Genomic DNA, 19,615 nt, shown 5'->3' on the forward strand with positions numbered 1-19,615 from the left:
CCGGCACACTGTTCGATCCATCGAGAACGCTGGCGGCACGCATACCTTTACCAGCTCAAAGTCACAGCACTCTGCTGATACCCCGTACCCTGCGGAAACTTCACCACCAGCTTCTCCAACCCATCACCCTTGCCGGCTGCCGCATCCACAATCGTTCCACCTTCAACGTGGAGATTCAGCTTGGCCACATTCCGCCGAACCGTCAGTTCGACGGTCGTGCCCGCCTGTCCCTCGAACTCCAGCTTCATCGAGTGCGCCTCCGAGACCTCGCTCAGCACCTTCATCTGCGCCGTCCGCGCTCCCGGCAGCGGCAACCCATGCGGCACTACAACCTCAACCGCCGGCAAAGCAAAGACCACCGACGAACCAGCTGCCGAAGCCCGCGAACCCTTCACCGTACTAGCCAGCCGAACCGTCGGGCCAGAGAGCGTACTCACCTTCACCACCAGGCCACGCGCCTCACGCTGGTACTCCAGCGAGCAAATAGACGCACCCACATGAAGCCTATCGACAGCAGCATGGTCCCAGTCAGCAGGGAGATGCGGATCAAGATGAATGGAGTTTGCAAGCCCGTCCACATCGACACCAAACAGACCACGCAGCATCGGAGTAATCACCATCGCTGAAGACCAGAGCTGATGACTCGTGCTGCGCCCGAAAGGCTGGAAGAACGTACCCGACAACAACTCCGTCACCGCGCCAAGATCCTGCGCCGTAGTCAGATCCGCATTTTGCATCAGGTGCGCGTACCCAGCCAGCGAATGTCCCGCACGGTACTCCGCCACCGACGCCCACCCGGTAAACAGAGGCCACACCGACCCCTGGTGATAGCTGATCGGATCATAAAAAGGATCGCTCTCGGCGACATCCCGCAGGCCCCAGTCGGTAGAAAAATCGTGCGAAGCCCACCGCCGAAAGCTCGCCTGCGCATGAGCCAAACCTTCACCGCCGTCCCACCATGCAATCGCCGGATAGACCGTAGCAGCGCGGTCGAGCGACCCATCAGCGTTCCGGCTGAACGCATAAGCCTGCCGCGAAGCATCGTAGTACTCCGCCTCAATCTTCTTCGCTAACTCGACACCCCGCGCACCGGCAGAGTCAGCCGTTGCCTTGTCCTCCAGCAGCCCAGCCAGCTTCGCCATCGCAGCCGAAGCCTGCTGATCCAGCAGCGCAAGATAGATCTCCTGATGCGGCATCCCGGTCGGCCAGCTCTCCACCCATCCGGTCCCCTGAGAGTTGTCGTAGATCCCGTCACCATCGGTGTCATGGGTCGTCTCAAAACGCCACGCCTTCTCAACAGTCTCCCGATGCTTCCGAAGAAAATCGACATCGCCGCTGGTCCGTACGTAGTCCAGCATCGCCGTCAAAAGCAGCGGCGTCGAATCAGCAGCAGCGTAAGCGTAAGAGAAGTTCTTCCAGTCAAAGTAAGCCGCGGTCTGCGGATACTCGTGCATGATCTTTCCATCCTCACGCTGCCGCTTCATCAGGAACTCAAGCTCGTCGCGGACCAACCCGAAGTCGCCGAAGCCATTCACGGCATAGAGTGTATACAAGCTGTCGCGCCCAAAGTACCAGCCAAATCCAGGCCTCGCCGAATCGCCCGACGAGTAATATCCCGCAACCAGACCAATCTCCCCACTTGGTTGCGCCTTCGCCCTCAACTGCTCAATTGACATCTCAGCCCAGGCGAAGTCATCGTTCAATCCAGCATCCGGAGTGCTAATCGCCGTCAGGCTGTCCCTCATCCCGGCATATCGCGCCGCATGCTTCGCATACACCTGCGGCAGAGTAGCATTCAACCGCTCCAGCTTCCCCTGAAGCGCGGCATTCGTCGCCGTCTCCACAGTATCTCCCATCGCCATCAGCAACGGGAAGTAGCGGTTCGTATCCCGCTTCGGATCGTAGTGCAGCTTCAGCTCCAGCGGGTAAACTCGCGGCTTCTCCTGATAGGGAGCCAGAATCCCCGGCTGAGTATTCGGCATCGCCACAGCTCCCGCGAGATTCGGGAAGTCGGTATGCAACACATAGAACCCGCCATCCTGCTGCTTCACCCACTCCGCCGACGGAACTCCCTGGCTGCGTTGTGGCCACATCGGCCGCATCTCCGGAGTAAAGCTGAAGGTCAAATCCATCGGCCTCGTCGAGTCGATCTGAAACATCACTACCGCGCCCGTCCCATCCTCCGCATCGTCTTGCGCAAACATGATCTGCCGTACCGTGAAGGCAATATGCGAATACGTAATTACGGTGTGGTCGGGAGATACCTCGATCTCCGCCGCACCCGCATTTAGATCGATCGGCACTGAGTAGCCCTCTACCTCTGCTCGAATCGCTAAGTGGCTAAGCAGCTTGACTGGCAACACCCACGCTTCAAAAGTCCCCTCCTGCTGCCCCAGTATGACGCCGCGGGTCCCCGCCACGGTAAATGGCTTCCCGGTCTCAACGTGACGTCGAATCGTCAGCGCGCCATCGGCCACAGGAAAAGCATCGACCGGCCGCAGAGCCCCTGTTTGCGCAGCCGCAATTCCCCCAAGCATGACCACCCCGGCAAACGCAGCTCTCATCGGCCCCTCCACCTCAAAAGACCACCAGTCTACATGCTGCCGTGTTCTCTAACGACGATGCGACTGATAAGATGCCGCACATGCTTCGTAGATTCCTGTGCTCCCTCTCATTGCTGGCTATCGCGATCTCCTTCGGACACGCCGCATCTCCACTGGCCGGTCGATACCAGAAGGATTCAGCCACCATCGCTGAATCCAAGACCCTCACTGCGGCTGAAGCAGCAAAGTTCCTGCCCGCCACCGTCTTTTTCCGAGGTCAGAGCGCGCCTATTCAATCCAGAAACTCCAGCGGAGTGCAATTTGCGAAAGACGCGCTGCTTCTAGTCGCACTAGTGGATACCGCAGGCTACTCCAGTTCGGTGCAGGAGAAATATCAGGCCTATCTCATCACTGAGGCATCGATCGATATCGAAGGACACACGCTCAGGCCTGGAGCATACGGCTGCGGCTTTGTTGCTGGCAACACCTTCGTCGTGATGGACATCGGCGGCCACGATCTCTTCTCCGCCCCCACCACCAAAGACGCCACCCTCCACCGCCCGACTCCTCTACAGATCCTGACCGCGCCCAACGGCACCGGATATCGCCTTTATGGCGGTCGCGACTATGTCGACTTTACGCAGACGCCAGCTAAAACGACCAACCCCACTTCCCTCCATCCGTAATTACAATCGGGCTCAGATGCAACTCTTTCCGACACGTCCGCTTCTGCGATGTATCGCCTTCGCGACGATGATTCCCCTGGCGCAGGCACAGACAAATTCCGCACCGGCAGCTTCGTCACAGACCCTTACAACCGACAGAGTGAAAGAGGCCGAAGAGGCATTTCGTGCCGGGTCCGCAGCCTATCTTAAAAACGATCTACTCTCCGCCCACATTCAGTTCGCAAAAGTCGTCAAATTAGCTCCTGAGGTCGCGGCTGGCCACAGCGCCTTTGGCACCGTACTACTTGCTGAGGGAGATCTCCCATACGCTGCCGATCAACTCGAACAGGCGCATAAACTCGATCCGCAGAACTCAGATGCCACCCTTAACCTGGCGATCGCTTACTCTCAGCTACGGGAATACCAAAAATCAGTGCAGATGTTTCAGCTCTTCAACGAAACGAAGAGCGATGCAGTACAGGCACTCACGCCACAGGCCTCCATCGCCTACGCCGCCTCCCTCGCAGCAACGGGAGAGCCTGCCACCGCTCAAAAAAACTTGGAGGCAGCTCTCAATAGCTCCCCTGACAACGCTGCCCTGCACGATAGCCTGGGCACCGTCCTCGCGCAGCAGCAAACCTACAGTGACGCCACCGTTCAGTTTCAGCGTGCGATCTCACTGGAGCCATCGCTCGCATCCGCGCACTACCACCTCGGCTCCGTCTTTCTCAATCAAGGCAACCTTGCAGACGCAGTCAGCGAACTCACCAAAGCCAATGACATCTCTCAAGAAAACGTCGAATACATGCTGCAACTTGGTCGCGCCCTACGGGCGAACGAACAGGAAGAGAAGGCCCTCACCGTCCTTCGGCATGCGCTGCTTGTTGATCCTGCCTCGACAGACATCAAGTACGAACTCGCCCTTACCCTTCAGGCGAACGACAATCCCCGCGAAGCTATTCCACTCTTTCAACAGGTCGCCGCCGCCCGGCCGCAGGACTCTGCCGTACTCACAAACCTCGGACTCGCTCTTGTGCAGACAGGCGACGCCAAGGGCGCCATCCTCTTCTACCTTCGAGCTCTTGTACTGGATGAGAAAAATCCCACCCTGCGCCAAGACCTCGGCGTCGCCTATCTTCAACAGAGCGATCTCAACCACGCCATAGAGCAGTTTCGTGCAGGCCTCCTGGTCGAACCCGACAACTCACATCTCCACTACGATCTTGGGCTGGCGTTGAAGTTGAAAGACGATCCAAACGCAGCGATCGCGGAGTTCGTACGCGCCGAACGACTCGATCCCAGGTTGCCTGATCCGCCTTACACACTCGGCGTACTCTACATGCAGCTCGGACGCTTCGCAGAGTCGCAGACCGAATTGGAGAATGTCACCACGCTGCGCCCCAACAACGGTGAGGCCTGGGCGCTGCTCGGCAATGTTTATAAAAATAACAACGATCCCGAAAAGGCTGCAGCCGCCTTGAGACTTGCCATCGATCTTCTGCCCAACCAGCCCAGTCCACACATCAGCCTTGCCGCCATCCTCAGCCAGCAGGGAGACTCTGAAGGCGCTGCAGCCGAACGGAAAAAAGCCGCATCCCTCAGCCGTATCGCTGTCAGCCGCCAGCGTGCCAACTTTGCCCTCGATAGCGGCAAGGCTCTGCTCAAGCAAGGTCAGATTGCCGAGGCAATCGCACAGTTGCAATCCGCAGTCGATGCAGATCCGAACTACAGCGAGCCTCACTCCGTTTTGGCCGACGCTCTCGACAGGCAGGGACGAAGCGCTGATGCCGCGCTAGAGCGACAGAAAGCAAAAAAACTTCTCGCGAATACTTCCACCCCAGGCGAGGCACCTTCCGCTCGCCCATAGAATCGACACTACGGTACTCACAAGCGTTTGTTGCCTTAGCACGTAAAGATTCTCTACACCGCGCACAGATTTCAAGACTCTTTCAATCGTCTTCGATTTTGTGATTACAATTACCACGGCGAAGAGAGCCTCGAACGCCAGTACCGGGCCATTGTCTCAGGAGCATCCATTTGAATTGGTCTCGCCGTAACTTTCTTACTTCGCTTTCGACCACCGCACTGGTTCTTTCGCTTGATGACGTATTGGCTCTGGCAGCGCCGCAAACCTCTCAACCGGCCCAGCAGATGGGATCGCGCCCCACCTACGACGCCGTACCCCGACCCGCTCCCAAACTCCTTCCCTCACCCGTCGCAGGCACTCCTCTCGGCATCAGCTTCATCGATGTAGCGCGTCAATCCGGACTCAATGCAAAGACGATCTACGGCGGCGAACACAAAAATCGATATCTCCTCGAAACCACTGGCTGCGGCGTGGCCTTCTACGACTACGATCATGATGATTGGATCGATATCTTCCTGGTCAACGGCACGCGGCTCGACGGCTTTCCCAAGGGGCAGGAACCCATCTCTCGCCTCTTCAAAAATAATCGCGACGGCACCTTCACCGACGTCACCCTCAAAGCTGGCGTAGGCCGCGCTGGCTGGGGTCAGGGCTGCTGTGTCGGCGACTACAACAACGACGGCTGGAACGATCTCTTCGTCAGCTACTACGGTCAGAACGTTCTCTATCGCAACAATGGCAACGGAACCTTCACCGACGTCACCGAGAAGGCTGGCCTGCTCCAGTCAAAGACGCGCTGGAACTCCGGCTGTGCCTTCATCGATTACGATCGCGACGGCCATCTCGACCTCTTTGTCGCCAACTACATCGACTTCGACATCAAGACAGCTCCCCTCCCCGAAGCCGCCGGCTGCGCCTACAAAGGCATTCAGGTAGCCTGCGGTCCTCCCGGTCTCCAGGGCGGCAAGAACATCCTCTATCGCAACAACGGCGACGGAACCTTCACCGACGTCTCACAAAAATCCGGAATGTGGGAGACCATCGGCACCTACGGCTTATCTGTAGCTGTCTCGGACATCGACGGCGACGGCTGGCCCGACATCTACGTCGCCAACGACTCCACCGCCGCCACCTTCTACCAGAATCAGAAAGACGGAACCTTCAAAGATGTGGCCATTGAGTCCGGCATCGCCTACTCACCCGACGGCAAGCCGCAGGCCGGCATGGGCGTCTCTATTGGCGACTTCAATCGCGACGGCCACTTCGACATCGTCAAGACGAACTTTGCCGGCGACACCGACTCCCTCTACGTCAACCTCGGCGACGGGAACTTCGACGACCACACCTACATGTCCGGACTCGGCGTCAACACCCGCTATCTCGGCTGGGGCGTCGGCTTCTTCGATATGGACAACGACGGCTGGCCCGACATCTTCATCTGCAACGGCCACGTCTATCCCGAGGTCGACGGAACCGCCATCGACGCGCCCTACGCCGAACACAAGTACCTCTACCGCAATCTCCGCAACGGGCAGTTCGAAGAGGTGACCACGCAAGGTGGTCCAGGCATCACAACACCCGCCCCCGGCAGAGGCTGCGCCTTCGGCGACTACGACAACGACGGCGTAGTGGACGTGGTCGTCAACTGCATCAACAGCCTTCCCCAGCTGCTCCGCTGCGAATCGACGACTGGCCGCAACTGGATCAAGATCCGCACCGTAGGCACAAAGTCAAACCTCTCCGGCATCGGCGCAAAGATCAGCGTCACAACCGCAACACCAGACGGTGCCAAACCCTTTATCCAAATCGACGAAGTTCGAAGCGGCGGCAGCTACTACTCCCAGAACGATCTCCGCATCCACTTCGGCCTCGACCACTCCGCTAAAGCAGATTCAGTCGAAATCAAGTGGCCCTCCGGCACAACCGACAAACTCACAGACCTTGCGGCCAATCATCTTTATGTCATTCAAGAGGGCGGAAAGATTCTGAAGACAGTTGCCATGGGCGCCTCCTCGCAATCTAAAGCGTCAACCACTCCAGCAACGACCCCAAAGCCATGAAGCTTAGCTCCTTTCTTCGAACCGCGGCCATCTTCTTCTTTGCGGCGACCGCATTCGGAGAGCAGCAGCCCTATCCGCCAACGACCGATCATCCTCCCCCCGCTTGGTTTGTGGATGTCGCCTTGAAGGCTGGCATCACTGTTCGCGATGTCAACGGAAGCGTCGAATCCAAGCGTTACATCATCGAGGCTACCGGCTCCGGCGTCGCCATTCTCGACTACGACAACGACGGCTGGCCCGACATCTTTCTCGTCAACGGCACGAACCTGCCCGGCACAACCTCTGCAGCCGGCCAGGCAAAGCCAACCAATCATCTCTTCCACAACAATCGCGACGGAACCTTCACCGACGTCACCGTAAAGGCAGGCCTGGTCTCCACTGGATGGGGGCAAGGAGCATGCGTTGGAGACTATGACAACGACGGATTCGACGACATCTACGTCACCGGCTACGGCAAAAACCGCCTCTTCCACAACCAGGGCAATGGAACCTTCAAAGAGGTAGCCGAGCAGGCAGGCGTCGCCGGCACAGGCAAGGAGTGGGGCACCGGCTGCGCCTTCGTCGATTACGATCGCGACGGCAAGCTGGACCTGGCCGTCGCCAACTACGTGCACTTCGATCTTGCCCGCACTCCAACACCGGGCCAAACCTCAGGATGCATCTGGAAGGGAGTGCCCGTCATGTGCGGTCCACGCGGCCTCGAGAGCGCACCGAACATCCTCTACCACAACCTTGGCGGCGGAAAGTTCGAAGACGTCAGCAAGCCCAGTGGATTCGAACGAACACAAGGCCACTACTGCTTCTCCATCACCACGCTCGACTACGACGACGATGGCTGGCCCGATCTCTACGTCGCCTGCGACTCCACACCCGCCATCCTCTATCGAAACAACCACGACGGCACCTTCAAGGACACTGCCGCCGACGCCGGCGTAGCCTTCAACGAAGACGGCCGCGAACAGGCCGGGATGGGATCAACCACGGCCGACTACGACGGCGACGGCAGACTCGACCTCTTCAAAACCAACTTCTCCGACGACACCTCCACCCTCTATCGCAACAATGGCGACGGCACCTATACCGACATGACCTTCGCCGCAGGGCTTGGCATCAACACCGATGCCCTCGGCTGGGGCGCCATGTTCGCCGATGTCGACAACGACGGCTGGCCCGACCTTCTCGTTGCGAACGGCCACGTCTATCCCGAGGTCGACTCCGCCAAACTAGGTTCGTCCTATCGCGAGCCTCGCCTCCTCTACTACAACCTGGGCAACGGAAAGTTCCGCGACATCAGCAAGACCTCCGGCCCCGGGCTCGTCGACCCACGCTCCAGCCGTGGCCTTGCCATCGCGGACCTCTTCAACGACGGACGCCTCGAAGCCGTGATTAACAACCTGAGCGATCGTCCAATGCTTTTAGTCAACCTCGCGAGGAATCAGAACCACTGGCTCGGCCTTCATCTCAGAGGTACATCCTCCAACCGTGATGCCATTGGCGCGCGCGTAACCCTGAAATCCGCAAAGCGCCTCTGGGTAGACGAGGTTCGTAGCGGCTCCAGTTACAACTCGTCAAGCGATCTCCGTCTCCACTTTGGCCTCGGCACGGAGACGCACCTCACGAGCATTCAAATTCGCTGGCCCAACGGCCAGATGGAGATCTTTGACCCTCCCGCGTCGGTGGATCGCATGATCGACCTGACCGAGGGAGATGGCCGGGTGCCATCGGCAAATTAAAAACAGCGATAGTGCAAAACAGTGCTCTCAACCCACTCTTTCGGGGTCTATGGTAGACATGATGCTGCATCAACCATCCGGCAAACCGATGCAGAGACGAAGGACTTAGCTTCTCCTGCGAATTCGAAACTGGAAGACTATAAGGACACGCTCGTGACCGTTCACCATCGTTCTCGCCATTGTTCACCTTCCATTACCTTTGCTCTCTACGCGACACTTTTTTTGAGCACAGCGGCATCAATCGCTCAGTCCACATCCCCGAACTCCCATTCCGACGCGCAATCTGACAAGCCTCAAGAGGGCGGCCAGGCTCCGGCAACAGGAGGATCAAACACCGGCGGAGCTCACCGCGCAGTCCTCGACGAAGAGAAGAGACCCATCACTGCCGGAGGCTTCGTAAAGAGTGGCCCAGTCATCTTTCAGGACATCGCCGCAAAAGCCGGACTGGCCTCATGGATCCACACCATGGGCACGCCCGAAAAAAGATTCATCATCGAAACAATCGGCTCCGGCGTCGGACTCATCGACTACGACAACGACGGCTGGCTCGATATCTATCTCGTCAACGGTTCCACCTCCGACGCTATCAGCGGCAAAGCAACACCCCCCCACGCCGCTCTCTTCCACAACAACCACGACGGTACCTTTACCGACGTCGCCGCGAAGGCACACGTCACCAATGACCGCTGGGGCGTCGGCGTCGCCATAGCGGACTACGACAATGACGGCTGGCCCGACATCTACGTCACCAACTTCGGCAAAAATCGTCTCTACCACAACAACCACGACGGAACCTTTACCGACGTCGCAGAGAAAGCTGGTGTCAGTCTTGGCAACTGGTCCACCGGCGCCACCTGGGGTGACTACGACGGTGACGGGCGACTCGATCTCTTTGTTCCCGGCTACGTTCACTACGACCTCGCAAATCAGCCCGGATCTGGCGGCAAGGAGGTCTCCTACAGCTTCTGCCAGTTTCGCGGCGAGAAGGTCATGTGCGGTCCGCGCGGTCTCAAGGGAGAGCCAGACCACCTCTTCCACAACAACGGCGACGGGACCTTCACTGACGTCAGCGAGAAAGCCGGTGTCTCCGACAAAAACGGCTTCTACGGTCTCGCCTCTGTCTTCGTCGATGTCAACAACGACGGCAAGCCCGACCTACTCGTCGCGAACGATTCAACGCCGAACTACCTCTACATCAACAAAGGCGACGGCACCTTCGAAGACGTGAGTTACGCCTCCGGATACGCACTCAATGAGAACGGCCGCGAGACCGCTTCAATGGGCATCGCCACTGGCGACTACCGAAATAACGGCCTGCTCGACATCTACAACACCACATTTTCTGACGACTACAACCCGCTCTACCGCAACGACGGCGACGTCAACTTCACCGATATCAGCTATCAGATGGGCATCGCCGAACCCACAATTCCTTTTCTCGGCTGGGGGACCGCATTCCTCGACTTCGACAACGACGGCTGGAAAGATCTGATCATCGCGAACGGCCACGTCTATCCGCAGGTCGATCACACATCCTGGGGGACCACCTGGGCAGAACGACCGCTCCTCTTTCACAACATCGAGGGTAAAAAATTTGATTTCGAACCTGCAGTCGAAGGCACCGCGCTCGCAAGCCTCTACGTTGGCCGCGGCATGGCGGTCGGAGATCTCTTCAACGACGGCAAGCTGGATGTCGTCATCAACTCCCTCGATGGTCACCCCGGCCTGCTCCGCAACGTCTCGCAAGACCATCACCACTGGATCGAACTGAAGCTGATAGGCGGTCCAAAGAGCCCAAGAGACGCCATCGGCGCCACGGTCTATCTCACCGCGGGAACCCAGAGACAACGCGGAGACGTTACCTCTGGTGGGAGCTTTGCCTCCACCCACGACCCGCGCGTGCATTTCGGCCTCGGCGACATCACAACCATCGACTCCGTTGAAGTTCGCTGGCCAAGCGGAGTCAAAGAAAAGTTCGCAGTTACCAAGGTTGACCAGATCGTTACTCTGGCAGAAGGTAAAGGAGCAAGACTCTAACTTCCATCCCTCCCCACTCAATCTTTTGGTTGAGATCTCTATCAGCCCGTAAGAGGATGGCTAACAGTCTTACCGCTTCAATAGAATTCACAGTTGCTATGAAATTGCCCTACAGCCGGATCGGTCGCATCTTTCTCTGTACAGTGCTGTGCGGCGCAATCGCCTCATTTTTCATGGCCTTGAAAAGTGATGGAGCTCTCGCATCTGATGCTGTCACGACCCCCACGCAACGTGAGGTTTATACCGAATCAGTCAAACAACATTACAACTTTCGATTCGGCGCCGATCAGCCCTTCCTCCCGTCAAATGCAACCACCGAAACCGGCCAGTTCATCAACCCCAAAGCCTTCCCCACTGCCAAATACTGCAGCCACTGCCATCAGGAAGCGCATACAGAATGGCGTCAGTCCGCTCACGCCAACTCCTTTCGCGCCCCCTGGTACATCAGAAACACAAACCTGCTCACTGCGGAAAAGGGCATTGAATACACCCGCCACTGCGAAGGCTGTCACAACCCAATCGCCCTCGTCTCTGGCGCGCTAACCAAGGGCTCCCGGGTAAATCGCAAGTTCGACGAAGACGGAATCACCTGCACCGTCTGTCACTCCATCCAGAAGGTTGACGCCCGCGGCACAGGAAGCTACGTTCTCGCGCAGCCCGCAGCTCTGCTCGACGAAAACAATCAACCCATCTACGGCGAGGTCTCCGACAAGGAGATTCTCGCCCATCTCGACCGCCACTCTAAAGCCGTCATGAAGGACTTCTATCGCACCAGCAACTTTTGCGCTGCGTGTCATAAGGCCGCCCTCCCCAAACAACTCAACGACTACAAATGGCAGCGCGCCATCTTCCTCTCCGACGAGTGGCAGCTCTCCTCCTTCGCAAAACAGTCGCCGCTTCCCTTCTACGTAAAAGACCAGGTCTCCACCTGCCAGACCTGCCACATGACCCGCGAAGCTCTCACCACCTCCGACTCCGGCGCGAAAGAGGGCAAGCTTGCCTCTCACCGATGGTTAGGTGCCAACACTGTTCTTCCAAAGTTCTACAACTACGACACTCAGATGGAGAAGACCATAGCCTTCCTCAAAGCAGGTGTCTTCAACGTCGACATCTTCGGCCTCGAGAGAAACGGAGGCAAGATCATCGCGCCTCTCGGCAGCGACAACTTCACCGTCTCGCCCGGCGACCTCCTCACCACCACGATCATCATTCAGAACAAAGGCATCGCACACAGCCACGTACCCGAGCAGCGCGATATGTACGAGAGCTGGGTCGAATTCGAGGCCAAAGATTCCTCCGGCCGTATCCTGATGCACTCCGGCGCGATCCAACCCAACGGTGACCTAGACCCTCGCGCACACAGCTTCACCAATCGCCTCGTAAACACCAAAGGGACCATCAACGATCTTCACCAGGTCTGGGATAATCGCGTGGTGGCTTACAACAACACCATCGCCTCAGGCCGATCACAGCTCGTCCGCTACCAATTCAAAGTACCCGCGGACGCAGCCGGTCCCATCACCGTCACCGCGCGGGTCAACTATCGCCGATTCGATCAGCACTTCATGGACTTCGGAATGGGCAAGCACTACGAGATGCCCGTCGTTGCCATGTCCGAGCGCACACGCACCTTCACCCTCGGCGAGAATCCCCCCGCGGTCGACCCGCAGGACAACAAACTCTGGATGCGATGGAACAACTACGGCATCGCCATGCTGGACGCACAACAGTACGCAGAGAGCGGCCGCGCGTTCGAGCAGGTCGCCAAACTCCGTCCCGACTATGCCGACGCCTTTATCAACATTGCCATCGCCAACTTCCAGTGGGAGCGCTACGACGCCTCCCGCGCCAGTCTCAACAAAGCTCTCGCTCTCAGCCCTCACAACTCGCGCGCTCTGTACTACCTCGCACTAGTCGAACGCAACCAGGGCCAGGTTGACAACGCCATCGCAGACCTTCGCCAGGTCATCGAAAAATTTCCAAACTCACGTGACGCCCATAAAGAGTTAGGCTTCTCACTCTATCAGCAGCGCAAGTACGACGAAGCTCGCACAGAGTACGAGACCCTCCAATCCATCGACCCAGACGATCTCGCTGCCCACTACATCCTCTCCATCGTCTACCGCCGTCTCGGCATGAAAGATAAGGCCTCTCACGAAGCCGCAATGTTCGCAGATCAAAAAGACGATCCCACAGCCAGCACCTACGCGCTCGAGTTCTTGCGCAAACACAACGAAATCGCATCGGAGACCGTACCCTGGCACACACACACAGATTCCCCCGTCGAGCCCGCCGCCAACACCGGAACATCTGCTCGATGAATCTGCTGCGCTCTGCACTCTTTTTTGCCCTCGCAGCCGTTTCCTGTCTCCCGGCATTCGCCGAGTCCGCGAAGCAGCGCGGAGCAGCATTGTTTGTAAATAACGGCTGCCAACACTGCCACACGATCCGCAACGTGGGCGGCGACAAGGGTCCCGACCTCTCCGGGGTAGGACGCGTGCTCAACAAAACTCAGATCAGAACGCAGATTGTTCAGGGGGGACGAGAGATGCCATCCTTCGCCAACATCCTGAAGACGGCTGAAGTGGATGACCTCGTCGCCTACCTCCACTCCTGCCGTGACAAAAAGCCGAAATATCCATAAGTACTCCCGGACAGAGGACGTATCATCCAAGCTGAAGCGACTCCGTCCATCATGCTTTCGAACGTATCGACCCTACGCATGAACTTACTTTCGCGCCTCCATCTCGTCGTGCGTTCTTCCCTCATCTGGACCTCGTGCGGAATCGCCGTACTCTCTCTCTCCGCACACTCCCAGTCACTGAATAACTTCGGCTATCAATCCTGGTCTACGGAAAACGGCCTTCCTCAAAACAGCGCCCATCAGATCTTCCAGTCCACCGACGGGTACATCTGGATCGCAACCGAAGGCGGCGTTGCTCGGTTCAATGGCATCGACTTCAAAGTCTTCAACCACGAAACCACTACCGAAATCACCAGCGATGACATCTGCTGCTTCGCTCAGAGCCACGCCAGCCCACTCTGGATCGCAACCTCCGACGGTCTCCTCCGATACTCGGCAGGAACGTTTCACCGTTACTCCGCCGCGAACGGATTACCCACTGGCCGCATCCTCAACCTAGCCGCCGCAGAAGATGGCACTCTCTTGATCCTCACCACAGATGGCCTCGCCAGCTTTGACGGTCAGCGTTTCACCACCATCTCTCTTCCGTCCTTCGCCGCCCCATCTGCAATCGCCACCGCTCGCGACGGCAGCGTTTGGATCGCATCGAACTCCGGAATCTTTCAATATCAAAGCGGCCGAGTTCTTCCTCAACCACTCAACTCTATCCCAGCGCAAAAAGACATTACAGGCCTCGGCTTCTTCCGCGACCGCAGCCTCTGGTTGCGCACCGCAACCAGCATCACAGTCCTGCAGAATGGCCAAACCCGAACACTCCCACTAAGCCGCGATCTGGCCGCTGCGCACATACAGTCTTCTCTCGTCGACTATCAAAACCAACTATGGATAGGAACCAACAAAGGCCTCTTCACCCTGGACAAAATCAACAACCATCCACAACCCGTCCCTGCCCTCAGCTCCGACAGCATCCTCTCCCTCATGCAGGATGAAGAGGGAAATCTCTGGGTAGGAACAGAGACCAGCGGCCTGCAAATCCTGAGGCACAAAAACTTCCGCGCCATTCCTGCCCTCTCCGACCTCCCAATCACGGCCATCGCACAGGCATCCGACGGCGCTCTGTGGGCAGGCACCAGCAGCGATGGCCTCAACCGCTGGCAAGCGGAAAACGTTCAGCATCTCTCTACCCGCACCGGCCTTCTCAGCGAAACCATCCTTACCTTAGCCCCGGCTGGAGACGGCAGCATGTGGGTCGGCACCCCCGACGGCCTGAACCGTATCGAGGGCGCGAAGGTTCGAACCTACACCTCTGCCGACGGGCTACCTGATGACCTCATTCGCTCTCTGCTGAGCGACGATGACGGCTCACTCTGGATCGGCACCCGCCGCGGCCTGGCGCACTGGCAGAACAACCAGTTCGTCACTCTCACTCAATCCGACGGTCTCGGAAGTGACCTCGTAGGCGCTCTGCTCCGATCTCATGCCACCTCCGAACATGACCTTTGGATAGGAACACTCAATGGACTCTCGCGCCTCCGAAGAGGCAACATCACAACCTTCACTACAAAAGATGGGCTCTCCGGAAACACCATCACCTCTCTCGCCGAAGATCCAACCGGCACACTTTGGATCGGAACGAAAGCAGCTGGACTCAGCGTCATGTCCCCCGCCGCCGGCTTCGCGCCGCTGCATCGAGACGATCTGCCCCAAACCATCGACTCGATCCTCGAAGACAGCCACGGCAACCTGTGGCTAAGTTCAGGTCGAGGCTTCACGCGCGTCTCCGCTTCAGCGCTTGTCAAATGCGGCTCGTCTTCAACCTGCAATCCTCATCCCGTCTCTTATGGCCGCGCCGATGGCATGCCAACCGAAGAAGCCTCCGGCGCGGGTCATCCCTCTGCATGGAAAACTACAGAAGGAATGCTCCTCTTCGCCACCCGCAAAGGGGTTGCCGTTGCCGATCCTAGCCACCTCATCGAGAACCTCATCCCTCCCCCAGTCGTCATCGAGCAATTTACGGTAGATGGTGTTGAGATTCCCCTAGGAGCGACCGAGAAAAATATTGCCCCCGGCCATGCCAGTTTTGCGTTCGAATACGCCGGCCTCAGTTACGTAGCTCCTGCCAAGATTCGCTACCGCTATATTCTCGAGGGGTTCGACAGGCAATGGACCGACGCCGGCTCACGTCGTATCGCCTATTACACCAATCTCCCGCCGCGCCACTATCGCTTTCGCGTGCAAGCAGCAAACAACGATGGCGTATGGAATGAAATCGGAGCTCAAATTTCCTTCTCTGTGCGGCCGCACTTTTATCGCACCCTCTGGTTTCTCCTGCTGCTTCTTCTTCTCATCGCCGCCATCGCGCTTGCCCTCTATCGCCTCCGCGTTCGGCGGCTTGAATCACAGTTCCAGGCAGTTCTCGCTGAGAGAAACCGTGTGGCCCGCGAGATCCACGACACCCTGGCCCAAAGCTTCGTCGGTGTCTCCGTACAACTCGAACTCACCTCTCAGCTGCTGGCTCAGTCGCAAGTCTCCGCCGCCAGCCAGCAGGTCGACCGCACCAGAACTTACGTCAGGGAGGGGCTTGCCGACGCTCGTCGCAGCATCTGGAATCTTCGCGCGATTACTGCGCAGAACAGCCTACCCACCCGGCTCACGCAGCTTGCAGAACAGTGGAGCCAAAAGAAACTCAACACCCGCCTCAATATCTCCGGCACCTACCGCCCTCTCGCCCAGTCTTTTGAAGATGAGGTCTTTCGTATCGCCCAGGAGTCTCTGGCGAATGCCGCACGCCACGCAAACGCGACTCAGGTATCCGCAGACCTCAACTACAATTCAACTCGGTTAACATTACGCATCTCCGACAACGGCAGCGGATTTTCGCTTGCCGAAGAGCATCTCTCAGCAAACGGCCACTTCGGAATAAAAGGCATGCGCGAACGCGCAGCTCAAATTAATGCTCGACTGACGATAAAGAGCTCTCCCGAAGATGGCACGACCGTCATCCTCGAAGCGCACATCGCAGAAGGAAAAGAGACAGCAACCCATGGCTGAACGCATTCGAATCCTTGTAGTAGATGACCATCACGTCGTACGGCAGGGCCTCGTTGCTCTGCTCAGCATCATGGCCAACATTGAAGTCGTAGGTGAAGCCAGTGACGGACTCCAAGCCATCGAGCTCTACCGCACCCTCAAACCCGACATCACGTTGATGGATCTGCAGCTTCCTAACCTCGGCGGAGTCGACGCCATCCTGAAGATTCGTGCCGACGACTCCACCGCAAGATTCATCGTCCTCACCACCTTCGACGGAGATGAAGATATCTTCCGCTCCCTCCAGGCCGGCGCAAAAGCCTACCTCCTCAAAGGAATGACCGTTGACGAGCTCCTCTCCACCATCCAGGCAGTTCACAGCGGAAGGACGCTGATCTCTCCCGCCATCGCAGAGAAACTCGCCGAACGGATGAGCACGCAGCCCCTAACCAATCGCGAGCTGAAAGTCTTGGAGCGCATAGTAGCCGGCCGCGCTAACAAAGAGATCGCATCCGACTTGAAGATCAGCGAAGCCACCGTCAAGTCACACATCAACAGCCTGCTCGGCAAACTTGGCGTCAGCGATCGCACTCACGCCGCAACCGTAGCTCTCCAGCGGGGTATCGTACATCTCAAATGACAACGCAACCAATAAAGTCTGCTCTCTTAGCTTTCCTTCTGATCGTTAGCCTCTCTTCAGTCGCCTTATCGCAATCAAAATCATCCTGGCGCGCCGCGACGCCTTCAGAACTACAGGCTGTGTTGCCCGCCCGCGCACCAGTCGAGAAGGAGCGCATCGAAACAGAAATGCGCACCGCTTCCGGTATCATCGACGCACGCGGAAAGATCATCGCAGGGGTTGTCCTCATCACTGCTGGGTACTCCGCTGACGGAAAATACTCCCACTACCTTTTAGTCCAGTCCCCCGTCACCTTCGGAGACATCTCACTCGCCGCCGGCAGCTACGTCATCGGATGGCAGCGTGGTGAAGACGACCTCGTCGTCAAATTCTACGAGGCCGTGACAGGAAAGGAACAGGGCACCGTCACCGCTCATCGTCTGGCAACGGGATCACGTGTAGAGTCCTTTCGCATCTGGCCGCCCTCAAACAACTCAATCCTTCAAATCGGCCGCTTCGCAATCCCCTACGTCCTGGAAAAGTAACCCACAAAATGACGATCCGCCGAAACGAAGAGAGACATCTTGACCTGACCATCGGGCGCAACAGTCTGTAATCGACACCGAGGAACGAGAGCTTGTTATCAGTGCACAAGCACTGTACTTTAGTCAGCATGAAAATTGATCGCGTGGTAATTGTCGTGGTGACACTATTCGTCGCGAACGTGCTCCAGGCGCAGAGTGCGGCCACATGGGAGATCGGCCCATTCACACGCCCAGCGAACGGCAATCCGGTCATCACTCCTCGTCCGCGATCCATCTTCACCGATCCTGTGCTCGGAGCCCTGGTTAACTGGGAGACCCTCCACACCTTCAACCCGGCAGCAATCGTTCGCAACGGCAAGATATACGTCCTCTACCGCGCAGAAGATAACTCCGGGACGATGCAGATTGGCGAACATACCTCACGGCTCGGTCTGGCGGAGAGTAAAGACGGTATTCACTTCATGCGGCGATCTGAGCCGGTCTTCTACCCATCCAAAGACGCGCAGCAATCTCGCGAATGGCCCGGTGGTGTCGAAGATCCGCGGATCGTCGAAACACTAGATGGCAGCTATGTCCTCACTTACACCCAATGGAATCGCAGTACCTACTCCGTGGGAATCGCAACCTCAGCCGACCTGACGCATTGGGTCAAACACGGTCCGGCATTTGCAGGCGCATCGAACGGCAAGTATGACCAGCTCAAGTACAAATCAGCAGGAATCGTAACTCGTTTAGACAACGGACGACTCATTGCCGCAAAAATTAACGGGAAGTTCTGGATGTACTGGGGAGAGGGTGCCATCCATCTGGCCACTTCCACCGATTTAATCCACTGGAGTCCCATAGAAAACGCTCAAGGTGATCCCATCGAGATCCTTCGCCCGCGTCCGTTACACTTCGACAGCACCTTCCCAGAAACAGGTCCGCCACCAGTCCTCACTGCTAGAGGAATCGTCGTTCTGTATAACGGAAAAAATTCTGCGAGGGAAGGCGATCCAGATCTCGGTCCGAATGCCTACGCCGTAGGCGAAGCGCTCTTTAGCGGCAGCGATCCCTCGCATCTCGTCGAACAGACGGAGCATCCGGTACTCAGGCCAACCATGCCATATGAGAAAACAGGACAATACGCTGCGGGCACAACCTTCTCAGAAGGCTTGGTCTACTTTCACAACAGCTGGTTTCTCTACTACGGTTGTGCCGACTCTTTGGTATCCGTCGTCACGGCGCCCAATAAATAAATAGCACTCACTCCCTCATAGCAATAAAAAGCCGCATATCCAATTGAGGGTCTGACGAAACAAACCTGTTTCAATCCGCCTAATGGAAGTGAACGGCGATTCCAGTACTGGCCCCATAAGGCCGCAGCGTACCGAACGGAAAATTAAGCCACCACTGATACTCGAAATCGACAAGCCGAACGCTGTACCGACTGTTTCCAAGCGCCAGATCTACACCACCGCCCGGAGCAAGCACAAAGTAACTGCCGTCCGCGTAATCGTACGGAAAATGAAAGCGCCCATCCCCGATAAGAATCTTGCCGTACGCAGTCATCCACCGCCTGCGATAGGGAAACTTTCCCCCGATAAGGTAAGTCGACTGATGTGTACCAACTTCTTCATTGATGGTCAGAAAGCGAACCTCAGCCTCGTAGCTGATCCTCTCCGAACGAGCGTAATCGACAAAGCCAGACCCTCCGCCAAGGTCACGCTTGCCATAGTCTGCCGCAAAGAACGAGTAAGTCCCGCCAACCATCCACCGCGGCCCTGGCCCTGTAGCCGTCGGCAGCGCCTGTGCGTGCAGAGCCGACGTTGCAGCGGCAAGCAACAGCAGAACAACAAGCTTCCGCAACGATCTTCGGAGATGTCCTGGACC

13 protein-coding genes are annotated in these 19,615 nt (G+C 57.5%); 11 read left to right on the forward strand and 2 right to left on the reverse strand.

Annotated features, from left to right (window positions below):
* Positions 1 to 47 precede the first annotated feature (47 nt).
* Positions 48 to 2,564 (reverse strand): amylo-alpha-1,6-glucosidase, encoded by a 2,517-nt coding sequence (locus tag HDF08_RS15080; RefSeq protein WP_179639441.1) that lies wholly within the window; start codon positions 2,562 to 2,564, stop codon positions 48 to 50.
* A gap of 80 nt (positions 2,565 to 2,644) precedes the next feature.
* Here HDF08_RS15080 and HDF08_RS15085 point away from each other — a divergent pair, with 80 nt between their 5' ends.
* The 11 genes from HDF08_RS15085 (at position 2,645) to HDF08_RS15135 (ending at position 18,981) form a co-directional block, all read left to right on the forward strand.
* Positions 2,645 to 3,229 carry a hypothetical protein gene (locus HDF08_RS15085; RefSeq protein WP_179639442.1) on the forward strand — a complete coding sequence of 195 codons (585 nt, stop codon included), beginning with the start codon at positions 2,645 to 2,647 and terminating at the stop codon, positions 3,227 to 3,229.
* 16 nt (positions 3,230 to 3,245) lie between these two features.
* Positions 3,246 to 5,075 (forward strand): tetratricopeptide repeat protein, encoded by a 1,830-nt coding sequence (locus HDF08_RS15090; protein ID WP_179639443.1) that lies wholly within the window; start codon positions 3,246 to 3,248, stop codon positions 5,073 to 5,075.
* Between the two features lie 170 nt (positions 5,076 to 5,245).
* Complete coding sequence (locus HDF08_RS15095; RefSeq protein ID WP_179639444.1) at positions 5,246 to 7,135, forward strand: CRTAC1 family protein; 1,890 nt, start codon at positions 5,246 to 5,248, stop codon at positions 7,133 to 7,135.
* Positions 7,132 to 8,868, forward strand: coding sequence for a CRTAC1 family protein (locus HDF08_RS15100; RefSeq protein ID WP_179639445.1), 1,737 nt, complete (start codon positions 7,132 to 7,134; stop codon positions 8,866 to 8,868). The genes HDF08_RS15095 and HDF08_RS15100 overlap by 4 nt, the downstream gene beginning before the upstream one ends.
* 222 nt (positions 8,869 to 9,090) lie before the next feature.
* Positions 9,091 to 10,905: a CRTAC1 family protein gene (locus HDF08_RS15105; RefSeq protein WP_218884717.1), complete on the forward strand. Its 1,815-nt coding sequence runs from the start codon at positions 9,091 to 9,093 to the stop codon at positions 10,903 to 10,905.
* 173 nt (positions 10,906 to 11,078) lie between these two features.
* Positions 11,079 to 13,226: a tetratricopeptide repeat protein gene (locus tag HDF08_RS15110; protein WP_179639446.1), complete on the forward strand. Its 2,148-nt coding sequence runs from the start codon at positions 11,079 to 11,081 to the stop codon at positions 13,224 to 13,226.
* Positions 13,223 to 13,549, forward strand: a complete 327-nt coding sequence (locus HDF08_RS15115; RefSeq protein WP_179639447.1) for a c-type cytochrome — start codon at positions 13,223 to 13,225, stop codon at positions 13,547 to 13,549. Before HDF08_RS15110 ends, HDF08_RS15115 begins: the two co-directional genes overlap by 4 nt.
* Before the next feature lie 78 nt (positions 13,550 to 13,627).
* The gene (locus HDF08_RS15120; protein ID WP_179639448.1) at positions 13,628 to 16,600 is read left to right on the forward strand and encodes a sensor histidine kinase; all 2,973 of its coding nucleotides are present in this window, start codon (positions 13,628 to 13,630) and stop codon (positions 16,598 to 16,600) included.
* On the forward strand, positions 16,593 to 17,219 hold the full coding sequence (locus tag HDF08_RS15125; RefSeq protein ID WP_179639449.1) for a response regulator: 627 nt from the start codon (positions 16,593 to 16,595) through the stop codon (positions 17,217 to 17,219). The genes HDF08_RS15120 and HDF08_RS15125 overlap by 8 nt, the downstream gene beginning before the upstream one ends.
* A 167-nt stretch (positions 17,220 to 17,386) precedes the next feature.
* Positions 17,387 to 17,743, forward strand: a complete 357-nt coding sequence (locus tag HDF08_RS15130; RefSeq protein WP_257031162.1) for a hypothetical protein — start codon at positions 17,387 to 17,389, stop codon at positions 17,741 to 17,743.
* 128 nt (positions 17,744 to 17,871) lie between these two features.
* The gene (locus HDF08_RS15135) at positions 17,872 to 18,981 is read left to right on the forward strand and encodes a glycoside hydrolase family 130 protein (protein WP_179639451.1); all 1,110 of its coding nucleotides are present in this window, start codon (positions 17,872 to 17,874) and stop codon (positions 18,979 to 18,981) included.
* 79 nt (positions 18,982 to 19,060) lie between these two features.
* Here HDF08_RS15135 and HDF08_RS15140 read toward each other — a convergent pair whose 3' ends face one another.
* Positions 19,061 to 19,591, reverse strand: coding sequence for a hypothetical protein (locus HDF08_RS15140; RefSeq protein WP_179639452.1), 531 nt, complete (start codon positions 19,589 to 19,591; stop codon positions 19,061 to 19,063).
* Positions 19,592 to 19,615 lie beyond the last annotated feature (24 nt).

This window comes from Tunturiibacter empetritectus (assembly GCF_013410875.1).
Classification (GTDB): domain Bacteria; phylum Acidobacteriota; class Terriglobia; order Terriglobales; family Acidobacteriaceae; genus Edaphobacter; species Edaphobacter empetritectus.

What these genes read in the sequence shown, in the direction of transcription:
- HDF08_RS15080 (WP_179639441.1), bottom strand. Translation starts at nt 2,564, where the DNA reads ATGAGAGCTGCGTTTGCCGGGGTGGTCATGCTTGGGGGAATTGCGGCT.
- HDF08_RS15085 (WP_179639442.1), top strand. Translation starts at nt 2,645, where the DNA reads ATGCTTCGTAGATTCCTGTGCTCCCTCTCATTGCTGGCTATCGCGATC.
- HDF08_RS15090 (WP_179639443.1), top strand. Translation starts at nt 3,246, where the DNA reads ATGCAACTCTTTCCGACACGTCCGCTTCTGCGATGTATCGCCTTCGCG.
- HDF08_RS15100 (WP_179639445.1), top strand. Translation starts at nt 7,132, where the DNA reads ATGAAGCTTAGCTCCTTTCTTCGAACCGCGGCCATCTTCTTCTTTGCG.
- HDF08_RS15110 (WP_179639446.1), top strand. Translation starts at nt 11,079, where the DNA reads ATGGCCTTGAAAAGTGATGGAGCTCTCGCATCTGATGCTGTCACGACC.
- HDF08_RS15115 (WP_179639447.1), top strand. Translation starts at nt 13,223, where the DNA reads ATGAATCTGCTGCGCTCTGCACTCTTTTTTGCCCTCGCAGCCGTTTCC.
- HDF08_RS15120 (WP_179639448.1), top strand. Translation starts at nt 13,628, where the DNA reads ATGAACTTACTTTCGCGCCTCCATCTCGTCGTGCGTTCTTCCCTCATC.
- HDF08_RS15125 (WP_179639449.1), top strand. Translation starts at nt 16,593, where the DNA reads ATGGCTGAACGCATTCGAATCCTTGTAGTAGATGACCATCACGTCGTA.
- HDF08_RS15130 (WP_257031162.1), top strand. Translation starts at nt 17,387, where the DNA reads ATGCGCACCGCTTCCGGTATCATCGACGCACGCGGAAAGATCATCGCA.
- HDF08_RS15135 (WP_179639451.1), top strand. Translation starts at nt 17,872, where the DNA reads ATGAAAATTGATCGCGTGGTAATTGTCGTGGTGACACTATTCGTCGCG.